This window comes from Oscillospiraceae bacterium, from assembly GCA_015068645.1.
Classification (GTDB): domain Bacteria; phylum Bacillota; class Clostridia; order UMGS1840; family UMGS1840; genus SIG452.
In genome coordinates this window covers 1-18136 of record SVKD01000008.1, presented here as the reverse complement: position 1 = coordinate 18136, position 18136 = coordinate 1, and the positions used below count along the sequence as shown (strand labels likewise).

The window sequence follows — 18136 nt, the reverse complement described above, 5'->3', positions numbered from 1 at the left end:
TTCTTCCTCATATTTTCTGTTGTGTAACAATATCGCATTTGCTGATACGTCAGCTTATCATCTGGAATTCCAGGATGCTTTCAGAAATTAGTCCAGCATTCCTAAGTCTTCCATGTAAGGAGTTGCAGCTTTGGTACAAGCATCTTCCATAGCTTCGATATCAACGATACCTTTCATGGTTTCTTCCAGTTCAGCCCATCTAGCTTCGAATTCGCCGGGTTTTGCACCTAAAGCGATACGAGTTTTGGATTCCCACTGTTCTCTGGTAGACCAGTATTCAATAACTTCAGGAATATCAGCGTAGATAGAAGCCCAAATCTGAGTGGGCGGATATGCTACAACGTTTTTAACGTGTTCGCTTTCAGGCGGGAATCTGAAGCCGCCATCACCGGTTTCGCCATAGTAGTGTGCTCTATTGTAGATTAAAGGTTGGAATTTGGTAGTGTTTAATACATAAACAGGGAATTCGGAACCGGAGGTATCACCAAAACCTAAGGTTTCACCATCATCTAATGCGTTGGTATCGCCTTCTAAGAAATACTGGTTGAATCTTTCGTCATTGAATTTTCTGATGGTTCTGCCGGTTTCCGGATCATTTTCTTCGTGCCAAATATCTTTAGCCATATCCTGGGGACCCCAAGAAGCGATTTCTTCCCATTCGCTGGTGTACTGAGTGTCAATCCAGTTTAAGTACTGATAAACATCGCCTTCTTCCATAGTGGTGGTCAGAGCCAAGGAGTTCATCCACATGGATTTTTCGGTAAATGCAGGATATCTGGGATCGTTGGGGATCTGCATAATGAAAGGACGATATCTGAAAGGTTTGCCCATTTCTTCCAGCTGGTCATTTAAGTTACCAACCTGGTTGAAGGTGTTAACAGCAGCAATTGCATACTGACCGTTCATAACTTTTTCCTGATATAAGTTGGTGGGCTGTGCTAAGGATTCAGATTCAATAACTTCATCGTTTAACATCTGATTCTGCAATCTTGCAGATTCTTTCACGATGTCAGACAGTAAGAATAATTCATAACGTTTGGTTTCATAGTTGATGGTACCGGAATAGTTGTGGTTTTTGTAACCCATTAATTCGGAACCGAACTGAGATAATGCTAACCAGTTATCGCCACCGTTGTAACCGAAGGGATATACGGTTTTACCGTCTACTTTATAGTTTTTCGCCTGAATAGCATACATGAAATCTACTAATTCTTCGGTAGAGTAGATCGGAACGTCCAGCATAACATCGCCTAAAGGAGCATTGGTTTCTTCTAAGATTTCTACCAGTTCATCATAGGTTTTTGCTTCGGGGAAGAAATCTTTTAAAATATCGTCACGGATGTATAAGCACTGGGTGGATAAGAAGGTAACGTCAGTTTCGTATTTTAACTGAGTTTCTCTGATGTAATCAACTTCTTCCTGAGTGTAAGGAGTGAATTCATCAGTTTCTGCTAAGAAGGGTTCATCATAGCTTACATGAATGTTGTAAGGAATACCGGTGATGTAGGTTTCGCCATCTTTGGTTACGGTGAAAGCATCCCAGCAGTCCTTGGGAGTTCTTGCCCACAGGTTGGGAGCTACTTTCTGAATCATTTCGGGAGTTAAGTGATACAGAACGTTCATTTCGTCTAATTTGTTGAAGTGTGCAGGACCCTGGAAAGCGCCACAGAACACAACGTCGGGCATATTTTTACCGGTTACCAGTCTGGTCAGCTTAGCATCCCAGGAACCGTTGTCATTACCATAGATGTTTTTGTAAACAACGTTGGTTTTTGCTTCCAGCCAATCTGCTGTTAAGTCGGTGAAGCCCAGGTCTGCGCCCATAGCGTAGTCAGTACCCTGAGTGTTCCAGCCTACGATTTCCAGAACTCTGTCCGGAACAACGTAATCGCCGTTTGCATCAAATTTTACTTCGGCAGATTCTCTCTTCTTTTTGCCACATGCACCAAGAGAGAACGCCATGGTTGCTACTAAAAGCAACGCGAGAACTCGTTTCATGGTTTTCATAATGTTTTCTCCTTTTTATATGTATTTTATTTTTACAAAATAACAGTTGAAAAATCTGTCCTATATATAATATATAATAGTATAGAGATTTTTCGGCTTGTTTTATCCTTTTACTGCACCGATGTTGATACCTTTGATGAAGTATTTCTGCAGGAAAGGATATACCATCAGAATCGGTAAGGTTGTAACAATCAAGGTTGCTGCTTTTACGGTATCACCGGTAACCGTGGGCACAACCTGACCTTTACTCATAGCAGTCTGCTGAGACATCTTGCTCGCGGTTTCTGCTTCTTTTACCAGACGCATCATTAAATACTGCAGAGTATGTAAATCAGGTTCGGTAACATAGATCAAGGTAGTTGTCCAGTCATTCCATGCACCAACGGATACCCACAGTGCTACGCAGGCAACAACCGGTAAGGTCATGGGGAAGATAATACGGAACATAATGGTCAAGTCGTTCGCACCGTCAATCTTCGCACTTTCTTCCATTTCGGGAGGTAGCTCCTGAAGATAAGAACGGATAATAATCATATTATAGAAGCCGAACAAACTGGGAAGGATATATACCCAGAAATTATCCAAAAGTCCCAAATTACTGATGTTAATGTAGTTGGGAATGGTACCAACGGGGATATAACCGGGTAACATTAAGAATAAGGTTAAGAATTTTCTGTAAGGTAAGCCTTTTCTGGTCAAACCGTACGCTGCAGCGTAGGTTACTAAAAGCGCCAAAGAGGTTGCACAGAGAACTCTCAGTACGGAAATTTTCGCTGCCTGTACAAATGAAGGATCAGAAAACAGGGTAGTGTAGTTTTCCCAAGTAAATTTTCTGGGGAAAATGGTGATACCACCTGCCATTGCATCTCTACCATCGTTTAAAGAAATCGCTACCTGATTCAAGTACGGATAAACAGAGATGACGCAGATGAGTATCATAATGATAGTGTTAATAACTGTGAAGACTTTTTCACCTAAACTTCTTTTCATGTCTATTGATACTCCTCCTTACCAAATACTCTGATCGGTTACTTTCTTAGAAACCCAGTTTGCGGTAGTAACTAAGAATAAGCTAACCAGACCCTGGAATAAACCGAACGCTGTGGTCTGTGAATAGTCACCACCCATAATACCACGACGATATACGATAGTACCGATAACTTCGTTATCTGCCTGGGTGAATGCATTCTGCATACCGAATACCTGTTCAAAGTTTACGTTTATCAAACCGCCCAAAGACATAATCAAAATGATTACCATGGTGGGTTTGATACAAGGAAGTGTAATGTGCCAAATCTGTTTCCACTTGCCGCAGCCGTCAATACTTGCTGCTTCGTAAAGACCGGGGTCAATACCGGTAATCGCTGCAAGGAATACAACGGAGGAGTAACCAACGCTCTTCCAGAGATGTGAGAAGAACATAATGGCTAAGAAGTATTCAGATTTCATCAAGGGGTTGGTGGGAACCCATCCATCTATCAAAGAGCCCATCAACTGGTTAAAGGGACCTTCTTTTGCCAGGAAGGTATATAACAAACCGATTACGGAAATCCAGGATAAGAAGTGGGGGAAGTACGCAATGGTCTGCGAAACTTTTTTGAACCACTTGCTTCTGATTTCATTGAACATCAAAGCTAAGATAATCGGGAAGGGATAACCGCCGAATAAAATAACCAAACCGAATACGACGGTGTTTTTTACCGCTTTGAGCATATCAGGATCTCTAAAGATATTGATAAAGTGTTCAAAGCCGTAGTTGGCAGCCCAGGGAGAGCCGAAGATCCCCTGCACAGGGTCGAAATTCTTGAATGCCATGATGATACCATACATCGGCAAATAGGAGAAAATAATTGTCACTATAATTGCCGGCAGAATCATTAAGTACGCACCACTGAATTTCCAGAGATTGAAGAAGAAACCTTTTTTCTTCTTTTTCGCCGGAGCCGTAGGCACCGATGAAACAACTTCTGCAGTAGTTTCTTCCGGAATTACTTCGGAAGAGGTTGCCTGTTTCAGAACTTGTTCATTTCCTTGTTCCATTACATTTTTCATTTTTCTCTCATTCCACCTTACTTTAATGATTTTTTTGCGTTTTGGAACACGCGGATTCTTCCGCACTTCAATTTTCGAACCGCCTCCCCCCAAACACTTTTCGCAGACGACAAAATGGACAAAGCTCACCCTTTTTATAGGGATTGACGTTGTCCTGCCCGATAGTGTTGTCATCTCAGAAAACACTGCTTGGGAATCGGTTCGTTCAGAAATTGTAGTTTTTGGTCGAACCCAAGTATCTTATTTTGTCTATATTATACAAAAAAAAACAGTTTTTGGGAACCCATAATCTGCTTTTTTTGTGCTCTAAAATATGCTTTTTTTCGTAAAACATCCCAAATTTTAGCAGAAATTCGGTGTATGTTGACTCAAATCACCTGCTTTTTGTAAATTTTTGGGAATTTCAGGTGTCTTGCGCTGTTTTTTTTCAGCAATTTTTTATGCAAAAAAACCAGAAGCAAACCGCAAGCTAATAAAAGCAAATTTTAGGGGTGGTAAAAAAGCAAATTTTAGGTTTACAAAATTAAGAAGATAAACTATACTAATGCTGAGATATTATTGCCCGTCTTCAGCAAAGGAAGAGATTGGCAATAACCATGCCGAAAGGATTGAAAATTATGGCAAATTATGAATTGAAATTGAAACAGGTTTCTTCGCTGGAAAAAGTGTTTTTTGACAAAGAGCCCACCTTGGATGCCATCCGGGAAGGCTCCGCTTTAAAAGGAGAAGAATATTCTTATCAGATTGCCTTTACCAAAGTATTCAAAGCAGACTGGTGGGCAGGAAGAAGCGATTTGAAAGTTAGCGTAAATTCTGAGCTGGCTCCCTATGTAACTGTGAGAAAAGTGAGAAATGTGCCGGTGGAACTGGCTGCATTTCCGCCCAAATATGATGCAGGCTATTACTCTTTGAATGCCGGCATGTATCCCGACCCGTTAATGCCGATTGACGAAGAAAATCCCGTTTACGCTGTATGCCACAAATGGCATGCCCTGTGGGTAAGCGTGCGAGTGCCTGAAGATTGCAAACCCGGTGTGTATCCCATTGAAGTTGTGTTGGAAGGCACCGACCCTGACGATGATTACAAAACCTCCTCTGTTTTCGAGCTGGAAGTAATCGATGTGAAACTTCCCAAACAGGAAATGATCTTCACTCAGTGGTTCCACTGCGACTGTATCGCTGATTTGCATGGCTGTGAAATCTTCTCCGACAAACATTGGGAAATGATTGAAAAATATATCCGTGTGGCGGTGGATAACGGCATCAATATGCTCTTGACCCCCCTCTTCACTCCCCCACTTGATACTGCATATTTATCCGAAAGAAAAACCGTTCAGTTGGTAGATTGTTTCTGTGATAACGGCAAATATTCCTTCAAATTTGATAAGCTGGATAAGTGGATTGACATCTGCTTAAAAAACGGTGTGCAATATTTTGAAATGAGCCATCTGTTTACCCAGTGGGGTGCAGTTCATACTCCCAAAATCGTTGTAATGGCAGACGGCAAGGAGGAAAAACGCTTTGGCTGGCATATGGAAGCCAAAACTCCCGAATACAAAGAATTCATTGATGCAATGATGCCTGAGCTGGTTGCTTTCTTAAAAGCAAAAGGTGTTCAGGATAAAGTTTATTTCCACGTATCCGATGAACCCTTCTTAAGTTTAGGACATTTAGAAACGTATAAATATGCAAAAGAACTGATTGCTCCATACACCGAAGGATTTAAGATGCTGGACGCTCTTTCCGACATTGATTTTTACAAAGAAGGTCTGATTAACACTCCTGTTCCCGCCAGCGACCATATTGAAAAATTCTTAAAAGAAGATATCAAAAACCGTTGGGTTTACTACTGTTCCGCTCAGGCAAAGGATGTGTCCAACCGATTCTTATCCCAGCCTTCTCCCAGAAACAGAATTATGGGAACCCAGATGTTTAAATATGACTGCGTGGGCTTTTTGCATTGGGGCTTTAACTATTTCTATTCCATTTTGTCCAAAGGGGTAATCAATCCCTTTGAAACCGTGGATTCCGGCGGAGCATTCCCTGCAGGAGATGCCTTCAGCGTGTATCCCTACGGTGATGAAGTGGTGGAAAGTATCCGCTTGAAAGTGTTCAAAGACGGGATTCAGGATTATGCCGCTATGCACCTTTTAGCAAGCTACAAAGGCAAAGAATATGTTGTAAATTTGATTGAAGAAATTGCCGGTCAGGAAATTCGTTTTGACAGTTTCCCCTATTTTGGTGATTACATTCTTCGCTACCGCGAAAGAATCAATCAAGAATTGAAAAATCTAATCTAAATCCATGTAAGGAAACCACTGCCGACCCTTCAATACATCCGCATTTTTAAAAAGAGCGGCGCGAGGTATCTCTATGTATAAAATATTGCTTGTAGATGACAATTATGTCCATCTGCAAAGTTTGCTCAGCTATATTGAGCCGGAAGAATTTAATATCAGCGGCATCAAAATTTCCCAAAGTGGTTACGAAGCGCTGGAAATCTGCAAAGAATTCAAGCCTGATGTGGTAATCACCGATATTTCTATGCCTGAAATTAACGGGATGGAACTAACCAAGCAAATCCGTGCTATGGGAATTGACCCGCAATTTATCTATATTAGCTGTTATGATGATGTGGAATATTTCAGATGTGCCATTGAAAATGAAGTGCTGGCATATCTGATGAAGCCAATCATCCCGGAAGAACTGAAAAATGCCATCCAAAAAGCAATCAGCAGAGCCGCAAAAAACACGGAAACCGCCAACAGTTTGCAGCTTGGACGGGAAAATTATATTTACCGTCTGCTTTCTGCAGACACCTTGGAAGCTTCCCGTTTATATGAAGCTGCCCCCACCCTTCTTCTGCAGAATTTCAAGCATTTTATTCTGGTAAAAGCAAAGTTCTTGGAAGCAGAGGAGGATGTATTCTCCACTTATCGGGATTTAAAAGAATTTTCAGACCTGCAAAACCGCGGCATCGTTCCTGTGATTCTGCCGGAAGGAACTGACACAATGCTCATTCTCTTTATGAGCGAGAAAAACAATAACTTTCAGGACACGATCCGCAGCGTAATGTGCAACAAGATCAAAGATTTGTTTGACCGCTATGCGGTTACCGTAAAAGCAGGTGCTTCCGATACCGGCGGTAATCTGTTTGAATTAAAATCGCTGCAAAAGCAGGCAGATTCAGCCTTAAAAACCAATCTGGAGCTGATTCGTTCCGATTACATTGCCTACTCTGATATCTCGGTGAAAAACGTTTCCTTTAATTTTATTGCCTATAACGAAACGGTATCTAATCTGGTCAGAGCGGATGTGAGCGCTACGGAAATCAGTCAGTTTATTAAAACCTTTAATTTTACGGAGCCGGAATATGACGAAACTCTGCTCAAAGAGCTGTATTTATCCACGGTTTCGTCCATTCAGTCCGTGCTGTTGAAAAACGGAATCGATATTGCGCAAATTGTGGGCAGAACCGACCTTTCTTACCACAAAATCAATCGTTTTTCCGATCCGGAACACTTTTTAATCTGGCTCAGAAATATCCTCACATTAACCGGAGAATATCTGAAGAATTACAAAGGGAAATCCCAGTTTGCACTGGTACAGAAAACCATTAACTATATTCACAAGAATTTCTCCACCATTTCTTCCATTGAAGAAATTGCATCTCAGCTGTTTGTAAGTTATTCTCACTTACGAAATGTGTTTAAAAAAGAGCTTGGTATCACCATTTATGACTATCTGCTCTCCGTTCGTATGGAAGAAGCAAAAAAACTTTTATCCACCAGCAAAATGAACCTGACACAGATTGCATACAAAGTGGGCTACAGCGACTATGATTACTTTAAAACCGTGTTTGCCAAATATAATGGCATCACCCCCAGGGAGTATCAGCAGTCTAATCAGAAAACTCCCGAAAACTGAGGTAAAAATCTATGAAAAAACCGATACGCAAAAGTTTACTGGAACAGATTTTATACGGTAACATCCGCGTTATCGGTTTTTTTGTGTTGCTTATCTGGGCATATTTCTTGGTATCAGCGACATATAACACCTACCATTCCGAATTACGGGAATTGCAGGACACACTCAGTTTATACACTGATACCCTGAAAGAATCCTGCCATCAGGCGTTAATCCACTCGGAACACATTGTGCAATCTTCTTACCTGAGCAGCGCCTTAAAACGAAGCAGTTACTCCACCAGCGAAATGATAGAAATGCTGGAATATTCCAAGGAAATTCTGCTTTCCGCTTCCGGTAATCAGAACAGTCCTGTTATTTTCACGCCAAACGTAGCCATTTTTGAATCCCCTTGGTATTCCAACGTTTCCAAACTGCCCAAATACTATACCATTTGCCAGGCCTTTGAACAGGAAAAATCGGATATTATTTTTGACCAGACTATTGAAAAAATGAACGGAAATATGACACGAGTCACCATGTATCGGCGAATGCCCAGAAACCCCGGAAATATTCTGCGTTATCGGATTATGCTGCAAAACACCAATGTGTTTAGCCATCCGGTGGAAATTGTGTTTTCCTCCGACGAAAAGGTGCAAAATACAGGGGATTATTTATCTTCTCCCATCAACGCAAACCTTTCCTGCGTCATGAAAATTCCCAAACAAGAACTAAATAAAAGCTGCCTTAGGGTCATAAGTACATGGGTTGCCATTTTAGCGGTGCTGGCGATTTTAATTATTGTTATCTCCAGAACAACCGCTCGAAAAGCCCTTCAGGAAATTCAACAATTTATGAGTCAGCTGGACGGCGAAGATTTGCTTTACGACAGCGAATTTTTCCGCACGGAATATAATTTGCACGAATTAAACACCATTAAAGAAATTCTGCACCGATTGTCCGGCGATTTGAAAGCTTATCACGATGCCGTTAAAAATGCAGAACTGGAAAACAAACATCTGGAAATGGAACGTCTTTCCATGCAATTGGACCCCCATATGCTCTATAATTCCCTGTCTGCCATCCGATTGGATGCTTACCGCATCAAAAATGAAAAAATTCTCAGCCTAGTAGATAACATGGCCCTTTATTATCGGGAAATTTTAAAGAAAGACCGTAAATTTATTCCCGTTTCAGATGAAATTGAAACCATTCGCAAATACCTGTTTATCAACGAACTTTCTCACGAGAAGAAATATCCTCTATCAACCGAAATTGAACCTGATTTGCTAAACCTGCTTATTCCGCCCCAATTTTTTCATACGTTTGTGGAAAATTCGGTAGTGCACGGACTTTCAGGTGCAAGAAAAGACTGTGAAATCAAAATTTCCATGCGAAAAGAAAAAGGCTTTGTGGTTACCGAAATTTATGATAACGGCTATGGAATCACACCCGAAAAACTGATGATTTTAAACAACGGTACCCAAGAGAAAAAGCATATCGGAATCACCAATTCATTAAAACGAATGAAGCTGGTATACGGAGCGGAAAGCTCTATTCGTTTTGAAAGTGAAAAAGGAGCGTTCACCCGTGTGATTATCCGATTTCCCGCTCAACCAAAGAATTCCGATTCCGCGGTTTAGAGAATAAAACAACAACACCTCTCATATATTGTATCAATCCACATACTTGATACAAATCTGAGAGGTGATTTTTTTGGACATATTCTACGATATTGACAAACGGGTAATTCTGTTTGCGGATTATATCATCGAAAACCGCTCCACAGTACGTAAAGCTGCCAAAAACTTTGGAATTTCCAAGTCTACGGTACATAAGGACGTGGCAGTTCGGCTGCAAAAATTAGATCCCGACCGTTACGACCAAGTGCGGGAAATCTTAAACCAAAACAAAGCAGAACGGCACATTCGCGGTGGTCTTGCCACAAAACAGAAGTATGCCAGTCGGGGAGAATAGCGCAGTTCTCCTCTTTCTTTTTTCAAAATTCAGAGAAAATGAATTGACAAAAAACTGCCTGTGTGCTATACTTTTTCATAGAAAGATGTTACTCTTGCTAACCATCTTCGGAGGACTTTCCTCTATTAAAAAACAAGGGAGAATTTATGATGAAAAAATCCAATCTGACCGCATTTTTACGCATATGTGTCACCGCTGCACTCTATGTGGCATTAACCCTGGTAATTGCGCCCCTTTCTTACGGAGCTTTGCAATTTCGCATCTCTGAGGTGCTTACCTTGCTGTGCTTTTTTAAGAAAGATTACTGCTATGCTCTGATTTTAGGCTGTTTTATCAGTAATCTGTTCAGCCCGCTGGGGGCTTTGGACTTAGTCTTTGGCGTAGCATCCACCGTATTTACCGTGGTGGGAATGCGTTATGTGAAAAATATCTGGACAGCATCCATATTCCCTGCCCTTTCTATGGTGTTTATCGGCTGGGAACTGGTTTATATCGGTTTGCCCTTCTGGTACAGCTTTTTCACTGCGGCATTGGGAGAAATCGGAGTGGTCACCGTAATTGGTGTCCCGTTGTTTAAAGTTCTTGAAAAAAACCGTTTCTTCAACGAAACGGTGCTGAAATAAACTCTGATTACACGGAGAATTGTTATGTACGAATCCATCAAAACACAGGCAAAATCGCTGATTGAAGAATTTCTGGAAAAAACCGGTGCCAAAGAAGGTTCTCTTCTGGTTATCGGCTGTTCCACCTCGGAAATTCTGGGGGAAACCATTGGAACGCACTCAGCATACGAAGCGGCAGACGCTTTGGTTTCAACGATAGTTCCCCTTTTAAAAGAAAAAGGAATCAAGTTGGCAGCCCAGTGTTGCGAGCATTTGAACCGTGCTCTTGTGATAGAAAAAAATGTGGCAGATTCCCTGGGGTATGAGCCTGTTTGGGTGGTTCCCAAGCCCAAGGCAGGAGGCTCTTTTGCCACTGCTTGCTATGCACATTTTTCCAACCCTGTAGTGGTGGAAAAAGTGCGGGCAGACTTAGGGATTGACATTGGCGGAACCTTAATCGGAATGCACTTAAAAGAGGTTGCCGTACCTGTAAGATTAGCACATAATATAATCGGAAAAGCTCCCATTCTCTGTGCTTATACCCGCCCGAAATTGATTGGCGGAGCCCGTGCGGCATACGAATAGAAAAAGGACTTTTACTTATGAAATCTTATCAAAAAGCGATGATTTTCACCGTTCTGGCCCTTATCTGGACGGCGGTGATTTTTTCCTTTTCCCTGCAACCTGCCGAAGCATCAGCAAACTTGTCAGGCGGTTTGCTAAAGCGTCTGTTAAACTGGTTTCATTGGTTAACAGGGCTTCAGATTCCCACCTATTTCGCCCATTATCTGATTCGGAAAGCCGCTCATTTCAGCGAATTTTTCCTGCTGGGCGTTTTCGCATATCAGGCGAGCAAGTATTGGCTGCAAAAATGGTGGCCGGCACTTGGGTATGGGATACTGATTGCCATATCCGATGAGTGCATCCAATATCATACCGGTGGCGGAAGAGCCATGCGCATCTCAGATATGTTGCTGGACACTGCAGGCGTTGCCGCAGCAATCCTTACAGTGATGTTTCTGGCAAAACGGATTGCCTGCAGAAAGCATAAAAATGCAAATCAGGATGCATAAAAATAAGAACCCGACCCGATAACGCAATCAAAGATTGCGGTCGGGTACCCCGGAACCTTGTTGTATTCACAATAAATCTTTTTTTCAAAAAACAGATTTGACTTTTTAAAAAAAGTGTGATATAATGATTTGAAATTGATTTTAAACAAGAAAAATACAACAAAAATTCATCAGAGAGGAGGCAGATATTCCGATGGGAAAAATTGTTGCGATTGCATCCGGAAAAGGCGGCGTTGGCAAAACCACCGTTTCGGCAAATCTGGCGGCAGCATTGGCACAATTAGGCAAAAAAGTGCTGATTATTGACACGGATATCGGCCTTCGAAACTTAGATATCGTATTTGGCGTGCAAAGCGTTATTGTGTACGATATGACCGATGTTTATGAAGGGAAAATTCCCTTAAAAGAAGCTTGCTATCACTTTGAAAAATACGGAGAGCTTTATTTTCTTCCGGCATCCCAGACCATTGAGAAAGAAGATCTGGAAACAGAAAAATTCTGTTGGATGGTGGGCGGCGCCGCAAAAGAATTTGATTATGTAATCTTAGATGCCCCTGCAGGTATTGAAGCAGGTTTTAAAAACGCCATTTCGGTGGCAGATATCACCATCACGGTGGTAACTCCGGATTTTGCGTCTATGCGAGATGCGGATCGGGTGCTTCAGGCAGCAACAGGAGCGAATATCAAAGATAATTATGTGATTATCAATAAATTTAGTCCCAGATTGGTACGAAGAAAGATGATGCCCAATGTGGACGAAATCTTAAACCGTTTGGGAACACCGTTACTTGGCATCTGGCGTCACGAGGACAGTATGATTTCCTTCCAGAATCAGGGAAAATTGATTTTAGATGATCCTCGCAAAAAATGTGTCAGAGAAATCAAAAATACCGCAAAACGTATCACGGGCGAGAAAATTCCCGTAAAATTACGTTAATTTTAACAGTTTTCACCCACTTACACAGAAGAAATGGAGGGGCCGACTATGAATATTGCTTTGATTGCACACGACCAAAAGAAAGAACTGATGGTTCAGTTCGCCATTGCATATAAATTTATCCTGCAAAAACATAATTTGTTTGCCACAGGGACCACCGGTGGATTGGTTGCAGACGCAACCGGACTGCAGGTTCATCGTTTTTTATCCGGCCCTCAGGGCGGCGACCAGCAAATCGGAGCAAGAATTGCTTATAACGAAATTGACCTGGTTCTGTTTTTCCGTGATCCCTTAACTGCACAGCCTCACGAACCTGATGTAAACGCTCTGTTCCGTCTGTGTGATGTGCATAATATTCCTCTTGCTACCAACGTGGCAACTGCGGAAGTTCTGATTCAGGGGCTGGAACGCGGCGACTTCGGTTGGCGTGATATCGTTAATCCTAAAGGATAATCAATGTTTCCTGCAGGGTGTTTTGTTTCTTGGCTTTTCGGAATATGTTTATCAGGATATTTGGGTTCAAATATCCTGGTTTTTATATTAGCCTCTTTTTTGGCAGGGCTTTTGACAACCGGAATCTTCCTCTATTCTCGGGTTACCAAGCGGAAATTTCCTTTGCTAAAAACAATGGGAAAGTGCACGGTTTTACTGATTATTTCGACATGTTCCGCCCTGCTTTATCAAACCTACGAGGCAGTACACTTTCAAAAGGCTGTTACCCTTTGCCGTGAAAATCCATCTTCTTTAACGGGAGTGGTGAGCGGAGAGATCAACCGTTATCACGATACCGACTATTGCACCATCACCTTGGAAAACGGTGAAAAGGTTTCGGTAAAAATCAGAACCGAAAAGTCCTTACTTCCGGGTGAAAAAGTGACCTTGTACGAACCTGTTCTTTCAGCGATCCAGCCAAACAACAAAGAAGCGGGTCAAACACGACGTCTTTTGGGAAACAATACCTTTTTGTCCGCTACCTTTCCCTATGAACCTAAAGTAACCCGTCACGGAATCGAAAATGATTGGTTATACGGCTCCAAAGTTCTCAGAAATCTTGCAAAAGACCATTTTTCAAACCATTATCCCCGGAAAACTGCTGCTTTTCTGACAGCGCTGTTAAGCTCAGATAAATCCTTGATGGCAGAGGACCAGTATCAGGAATTTTTAGACACCGGCACAGTGCATATTGTGGTAGTGTCGGGAATGCATTTTGTCTTTTTAGCAAATGCCTTGCTGTTCCTTTTGGGAATCTTTTTTAAAAGCAGAAGAAAACGGCTGTTCATCACCCTGCCTCTTCTGATTCTGTTTGCCTGGTTTACCGGCGGAACCATCCCTGTGATGCGTTCACTTTTGATGATATCACTTTTGTTTGGATACGATATATTTTACATAAAACCCGTAAAATCCTATGTTACAGTGCTGGCAATTGCCTGCTTATTTTTAACAGTAACGCCCATTTTGATTTTTAATCCCTCATTCTTATTAACCTTCGGGGCAACCTTTGGTATTACCGCATTTTATGAACCTTTTACCAAGCTGTTTCGTAAGGTTCCCACAGAATATTTAAGAAGCACCCTTGCCATGTATGCTGCGGTGCAACCCTTTACCCTACCCGTCATTCTGCTGTATTTTTCCAAAATCCCCTTAGGCTCCGTTCTTGCTAATTTTTTGGTAGCACCCTTGGTGTCTCCAATCCTGATTCTTGCGGTCATCGGAATGGCGGTTGCCAATCTTTCGTTGGTTGGACCTATTGTTTTGTACGGAACCAATCTTTTGGCAAACCTCTTCCTGTTTTTGATACACTGCTCTGCAAAAATCAGCCATCCGTTGACATTTTCTTTGGGAGAAATCTCATTTCTCTTATGGATTGGCGGAGCTGTACTGTTATTCTTTGTTTGCCGATTAACAGGAAAATACAAACGAATTGCTTTGGGGAGTCTTTCTGCAATCATTTTGATGACAGCATTGACCAACACTGTCTTCCCCTTCCCGAAAAATCAATTGACGGTTACTTTTTTAGGTGCAAAAAACACCAATTCTGCAGTGATAAAATCTCCCGCAGATCGTCTGATTTTGTACGGAAGCTTAAAAGATATTGCCTACGCAAGAGGTTCTTCCTACGATGAATATGCCTCTGTGGCACTGATTATTTTAACCGAACTTTCCAATTCCGAGCAGACAGAAACACTCTTAAAAGAGCTGCCATCGGCACCTGTAGTTTGTCCTGCAAAGTATGAACATCTGATGAAAAACACCACCGATACGTTCTTATTGGAGCATAATCTTACCACCCGGGTGGACGGAATTTTTATTCGGCTGATTGCTGATTCTAAAAAACTCTACGAAACAGAATTCTCTTACGGAACACATCTGGTTTCCTTTTCGCAAGATGCGGGATATGTTCTGGAAAAGGCATCCCAAAACCCATCTAAAATCTGGATTGCAAACTTCAAACGCCGAAGCAGTATCACAGCCCAAATCGGTAAAATCACAACTGATTTTCGGATGCTATCCAAAAAAGAATGGCATCCGGACACCAACTTATATGATAATTATTCCATGTTGATATTTGACCGTGAAAATTTCAGCTTTTACGGTACCAAGGAGCAAAAAACGTTATGGAATTAAAAGAATTAAACCGCACCATCACAGAAAGAAACTTCTCCAACCTTTATTTCTTTTATGGAGAAGAAGACTACTTAAAAGAATTTTATATCAACCGAATCATCCAAAGTGTGGTGGATGATAATTTCTCTTGCTTTAATTTGTTCCATTACCAACAATTACCCGATAAAACAGAACTGCGAAACACCTTGGAACAACCTCCCGTGATGGCAGAATACAAAGTTGTCTATTTAAATCAGGTGGACTTAATGAAAGCACCTGCCGACTTTCGGGAAGCTCTTACAGAGCAGATGAAAAACTTAGCTCCCTTTACCATTTTAATCATCAGAGAAACCGCTTTGGACAAGCGTTCTGCCATCTGGACAATCTCTCAGAAACAAGGTGTCTGCGTGGAATGTAAGTACCCGAATCCCGCAGATATGCGTGCCTTTATCAACCGCGAATTTACCAAACGGCAGAAGAAAATTCCTGCTTCTCTGGTGGATAAAATTATCACAGACAGCGAACCCAATATGTATGCCATCATCAACCTAATCGAAACGATTTGCGCATACCTGCAGGACATTGACACCGTCACCGAACAGGTGCTGGATCAGTTTATGCAAAAATCCATGCAGGCGGTAATCTTCGATTTATCGGAATTTTTGGTAACGGGACAAAAGGAAAAAGCGTATCGATTATTAAATCAACTGAAATTAACCCCGTCCAAAACGCCTGCACAGATGATTTTTACCCTGCTTGCCCGACACATTTCGGGAATGTATCTGGCAAAAATTGGTCAGGACGAACGGATTCCCAACGCTGAAATCAGACCTCTTTTGGGAAAGAATGTGCCTGATTTTGTCATCAACAAATATCTTCGTCAGGGGAAAAATATCTCTGCCAAAAAACTGGAACAGTTGCTCATCTTCTGTGCCGAAACTGACTGCAAACTAAAAAGCGGTCAGGTAACAGACCCCTATCTTGGTATTTACACCTTATTTTTGCAATTCTGGTCTCTCTAAGAGAAAGGAACGCTTGCTATGACACTGTTTTTTGATACCGTCAACGCCATCGCCCCCGTATTTGTGGTGGTGTTTCTGGGCGTATTTTTAAATCACATCCGCTTTTTTTCGGAGGTTACCAAAGAAGACATTGTGAAGCTGGTATACTATGTGGGCACACCTGCCCTGCTGTTTCACACCGTGGCAAAGGCAGATTTATCCACTGCATTGAATCCAAAACTACTTTTGTTTGTGATTCTCGCAATTTTAGGGTATGTATTCTTGTTGATTGGTCTATGCTTTAAAATCCGTGACCCTAAGAAAAAAGGTGCTGTGATTCAGATTGGCTTCCGTTCCAATTTTGCCATTGCGGGAATGCCCTTAGCTATCAGCTTAATGGATAACCAAGGCGTGCTGACAATGGCGATTGTTCTGGCATTTGTGACCATTTGCTACAACGTGACCGCTGTGATTTTGCTCTCCTATTACGGCAACCAATTGCAAAAGAAATCCAACCTGTTTTTGGATGTGATAAAAAACCCTCTGATTATCGGCACAGCTTTGGGACTTGTGGTGTCAGTTTTGAAACTTCCCATCCATCCCATTTTGGATAAAAGCCTTGAATTTGCAGGAGATATTGCCTCCTCTTTAGGTCTTTTAATCATCGGTGCCAACATCACCTTAAAGGGGTTTCAAACCAACCGTGGCTACATTCTGTTGGCTGTGTTTTTCCGAAACATTTTGGCCCCTGCGTTATTTTTAGGCACCGCCATTCTTTTGGGATTTCGTGGAAATGCCCTGATTATCACATCCATTTTAAGCGCAACTCCTGCGGCGGTAAACTGCTTTGTAATGGCAAAAAAGCTGGGGGTAGACCCGGATATATCCGCCTACGGTGTTTCGCTGACATCGTTGGTCTCCATCGGCAGTATTTTTATTTGTGTGTATCTTGTAAAATTGTTAGGACTGGCTTAAATGATAAAAAATCCCTTTCGAATCTGTCCCTTTTGTGACGCCCCTGTTTCCAAAGAAGACTTTCTGTGTCCCAAATGCAGAAATCTGATCAAAGAATACCGAAAAACACAAAAATGTGCCATCTGCGGTCAGGATAAAGGCAGACTGCCTCTTTGTGAGGAATGCGATAAAAAGCTTCCGCCCTTCCGTCTTGCCATCTCCTGCTACTATTACGACGGCGTGGCGAAGGACGGACTTTTAGCGTATAAGCTGGGGCATCAGTTTTACAAAGCCAAAGGGTTTGCCAAGCTGATAGCAGAAACTCTGGATTCTTATCACATTACGCCGGATATCATCACCGCTGTTCCATCCGGCATCAAATCCTTTTGCAAAATGGGCTACAATCCAGCCTTGGAAATTGCCATTGTACTAAAGAAATTCTTAAAAGTTCCGCTGTGTTCAGGCTTTCTGAGAAAAAAGCTCGGTGCAATCCGTCAATCTTCCTTAAGCGGAAAGGAACGAGTGGAAAACGCCAAGAACAGCTTTGTAGCGCTCCCTTTCCGTAAGAGAAAACTGCAAGGAAAAACCGTTCTTTTAATTGACGATGTATACACCACTGGCTCCACCGCCCGTGCATGCAGCAAACTGTTGCTTAAAATGGGTGCCAAAGATGTGTATGTACTGACACTTTTGGGAAATGCAAAACGGTAATTTTTTTGGTGTTTCTTTTGGTATTTTTTAATCATTCCCTTTAAAAAAGCAATTCAAAAAATCCATAAAATCAAAAAAATTGCAAAAAAATCAAATTTTTCTTGATTTTTGAAAAATAGTATGCTATAATATCATCTGTCCGCAAACGGACATATCGGGATATAGCGCAGTTTGGTAGCGCGCTTCGTTCGGGACACGGTACTATTCAATTCATTAGTAATCAGCCGAACTCCCGCAAACCTTTTAACACAGCCACTTTACGGCGACTAAAAAAACAAAATACATGTGGTCAAACAGGTTTTGACCACATGT

At 41.8% G+C, this 18136-nt stretch carries 16 protein-coding genes; 13 read left to right on the top strand and 3 right to left on the bottom strand.

The window, feature by feature from the left end; translation table 11 throughout:
• Positions 1-87 precede the first annotated feature (87 nt).
• The 3 genes from E7413_04720 to E7413_04710 form a co-directional block, all read right to left on the bottom strand.
• Entirely contained in the window at positions 88-2007 is a 1920-nt protein-coding gene (locus E7413_04720; GenBank protein MBE7019160.1) for a hypothetical protein, read from the bottom strand.
• Between the two features lie 102 nt (positions 2008-2109).
• Positions 2110-2997: a carbohydrate ABC transporter permease gene (locus tag E7413_04715; GenBank protein MBE7019159.1), complete on the bottom strand. Its 888-nt coding sequence runs from the start codon at positions 2995-2997 to the stop codon at positions 2110-2112.
• A gap of 18 nt (positions 2998-3015) precedes the next feature.
• The gene (locus tag E7413_04710; GenBank protein MBE7019158.1) at positions 3016-4233 is read right to left on the bottom strand and encodes a sugar ABC transporter permease; all 1218 of its coding nucleotides are present in this window, start codon (positions 4231-4233) and stop codon (positions 3016-3018) included.
• A gap of 422 nt (positions 4234-4655) precedes the next feature.
• Here E7413_04710 and E7413_04705 point away from each other — a divergent pair, with 422 nt between their 5' ends.
• From E7413_04705 to E7413_04645, 13 genes are all read left to right on the top strand, one after another.
• Complete coding sequence (locus tag E7413_04705; GenBank protein ID MBE7019157.1) at positions 4656-6359, top strand: DUF4091 domain-containing protein; 1704 nt, start codon at positions 4656-4658, stop codon at positions 6357-6359.
• Between the two features lie 73 nt (positions 6360-6432).
• Positions 6433-7986: a response regulator gene (locus E7413_04700; protein MBE7019156.1), complete on the top strand. Its 1554-nt coding sequence runs from the start codon at positions 6433-6435 to the stop codon at positions 7984-7986.
• A gap of 11 nt (positions 7987-7997) precedes the next feature.
• Positions 7998-9608: a hypothetical protein gene (locus tag E7413_04695; GenBank protein ID MBE7019155.1), complete on the top strand. Its 1611-nt coding sequence runs from the start codon at positions 7998-8000 to the stop codon at positions 9606-9608.
• 79 nt (positions 9609-9687) lie between these two features.
• Complete coding sequence (gene spoIIID, locus E7413_04690; protein ID MBE7019154.1) at positions 9688-9942, top strand: sporulation transcriptional regulator SpoIIID; 255 nt, start codon at positions 9688-9690, stop codon at positions 9940-9942.
• A 149-nt stretch (positions 9943-10091) separates the two neighbouring features.
• Positions 10092-10565, top strand: coding sequence for a QueT transporter family protein (locus E7413_04685; GenBank protein MBE7019153.1), 474 nt, complete (start codon positions 10092-10094; stop codon positions 10563-10565).
• Positions 10566-10589: 24 nt separating this feature from the next.
• Positions 10590-11129 carry a TIGR01440 family protein gene (locus E7413_04680; GenBank protein MBE7019152.1) on the top strand — a complete coding sequence of 180 codons (540 nt, stop codon included), beginning with the start codon at positions 10590-10592 and terminating at the stop codon, positions 11127-11129.
• Between the two features lie 17 nt (positions 11130-11146).
• Complete coding sequence (locus E7413_04675) at positions 11147-11617, top strand: VanZ family protein (GenBank protein MBE7019151.1); 471 nt, start codon at positions 11147-11149, stop codon at positions 11615-11617.
• Positions 11618-11810: 193 nt separating this feature from the next.
• Entirely contained in the window at positions 11811-12554 is a 744-nt protein-coding gene (gene minD / locus E7413_04670; protein MBE7019150.1) for a septum site-determining protein MinD, read from the top strand.
• A 48-nt stretch (positions 12555-12602) separates the two neighbouring features.
• Entirely contained in the window at positions 12603-13007 is a 405-nt protein-coding gene (gene mgsA, locus E7413_04665) for a methylglyoxal synthase (protein ID MBE7019149.1), read from the top strand.
• A 3-nt stretch (positions 13008-13010) separates the two neighbouring features.
• Positions 13011-15179 carry a ComEC/Rec2 family competence protein gene (locus E7413_04660; GenBank protein MBE7019148.1) on the top strand — a complete coding sequence of 723 codons (2169 nt, stop codon included), beginning with the start codon at positions 13011-13013 and terminating at the stop codon, positions 15177-15179.
• Positions 15170-16180 carry a DNA polymerase III subunit delta gene (holA, locus tag E7413_04655; protein MBE7019147.1) on the top strand — a complete coding sequence of 337 codons (1011 nt, stop codon included), beginning with the start codon at positions 15170-15172 and terminating at the stop codon, positions 16178-16180. The genes E7413_04660 and holA overlap by 10 nt, the downstream gene beginning before the upstream one ends.
• Positions 16181-16198: 18 nt before the next feature.
• Positions 16199-17134, top strand: coding sequence for an AEC family transporter (locus E7413_04650; GenBank protein MBE7019146.1), 936 nt, complete (start codon positions 16199-16201; stop codon positions 17132-17134).
• A complete protein-coding gene (locus E7413_04645; protein ID MBE7019145.1) occupies positions 17135-17824 on the top strand; it encodes a ComF family protein in 690 nt (229 codons plus the stop codon). It begins immediately after the preceding gene.
• Positions 17825-18136 lie beyond the last annotated feature (312 nt).

Bases quoted from the DNA above. Each gene is read 5' to 3' on its own strand.
- E7413_04720 (MBE7019160.1), bottom strand. From the start codon at position 2,007: ATGAAAACCATGAAACGAGTTCTCGCGTTGCTTTTAGTAGCAACCATG.
- E7413_04715 (MBE7019159.1), bottom strand. From the start codon at position 2,997: ATGAAAAGAAGTTTAGGTGAAAAAGTCTTCACAGTTATTAACACTATC.
- E7413_04710 (MBE7019158.1), bottom strand. From the start codon at position 4,233: ATGACAACACTATCGGGCAGGACAACGTCAATCCCTATAAAAAGGGTG.
- E7413_04705 (MBE7019157.1), top strand. From the start codon at position 4,656: ATGCCGAAAGGATTGAAAATTATGGCAAATTATGAATTGAAATTGAAA.
- E7413_04700 (MBE7019156.1), top strand. From the start codon at position 6,433: ATGTATAAAATATTGCTTGTAGATGACAATTATGTCCATCTGCAAAGT.
- E7413_04695 (MBE7019155.1), top strand. From the start codon at position 7,998: ATGAAAAAACCGATACGCAAAAGTTTACTGGAACAGATTTTATACGGT.
- E7413_04685 (MBE7019153.1), top strand. From the start codon at position 10,092: ATGAAAAAATCCAATCTGACCGCATTTTTACGCATATGTGTCACCGCT.
- E7413_04680 (MBE7019152.1), top strand. From the start codon at position 10,590: ATGTACGAATCCATCAAAACACAGGCAAAATCGCTGATTGAAGAATTT.
- E7413_04675 (MBE7019151.1), top strand. From the start codon at position 11,147: ATGAAATCTTATCAAAAAGCGATGATTTTCACCGTTCTGGCCCTTATC.
- minD (MBE7019150.1), top strand. From the start codon at position 11,811: ATGGGAAAAATTGTTGCGATTGCATCCGGAAAAGGCGGCGTTGGCAAA.
- mgsA (MBE7019149.1), top strand. From the start codon at position 12,603: ATGAATATTGCTTTGATTGCACACGACCAAAAGAAAGAACTGATGGTT.
- E7413_04660 (MBE7019148.1), top strand. From the start codon at position 13,011: ATGTTTCCTGCAGGGTGTTTTGTTTCTTGGCTTTTCGGAATATGTTTA.
- holA (MBE7019147.1), top strand. From the start codon at position 15,170: ATGGAATTAAAAGAATTAAACCGCACCATCACAGAAAGAAACTTCTCC.
- E7413_04650 (MBE7019146.1), top strand. From the start codon at position 16,199: ATGACACTGTTTTTTGATACCGTCAACGCCATCGCCCCCGTATTTGTG.
- E7413_04645 (MBE7019145.1), top strand. From the start codon at position 17,135: ATGATAAAAAATCCCTTTCGAATCTGTCCCTTTTGTGACGCCCCTGTT.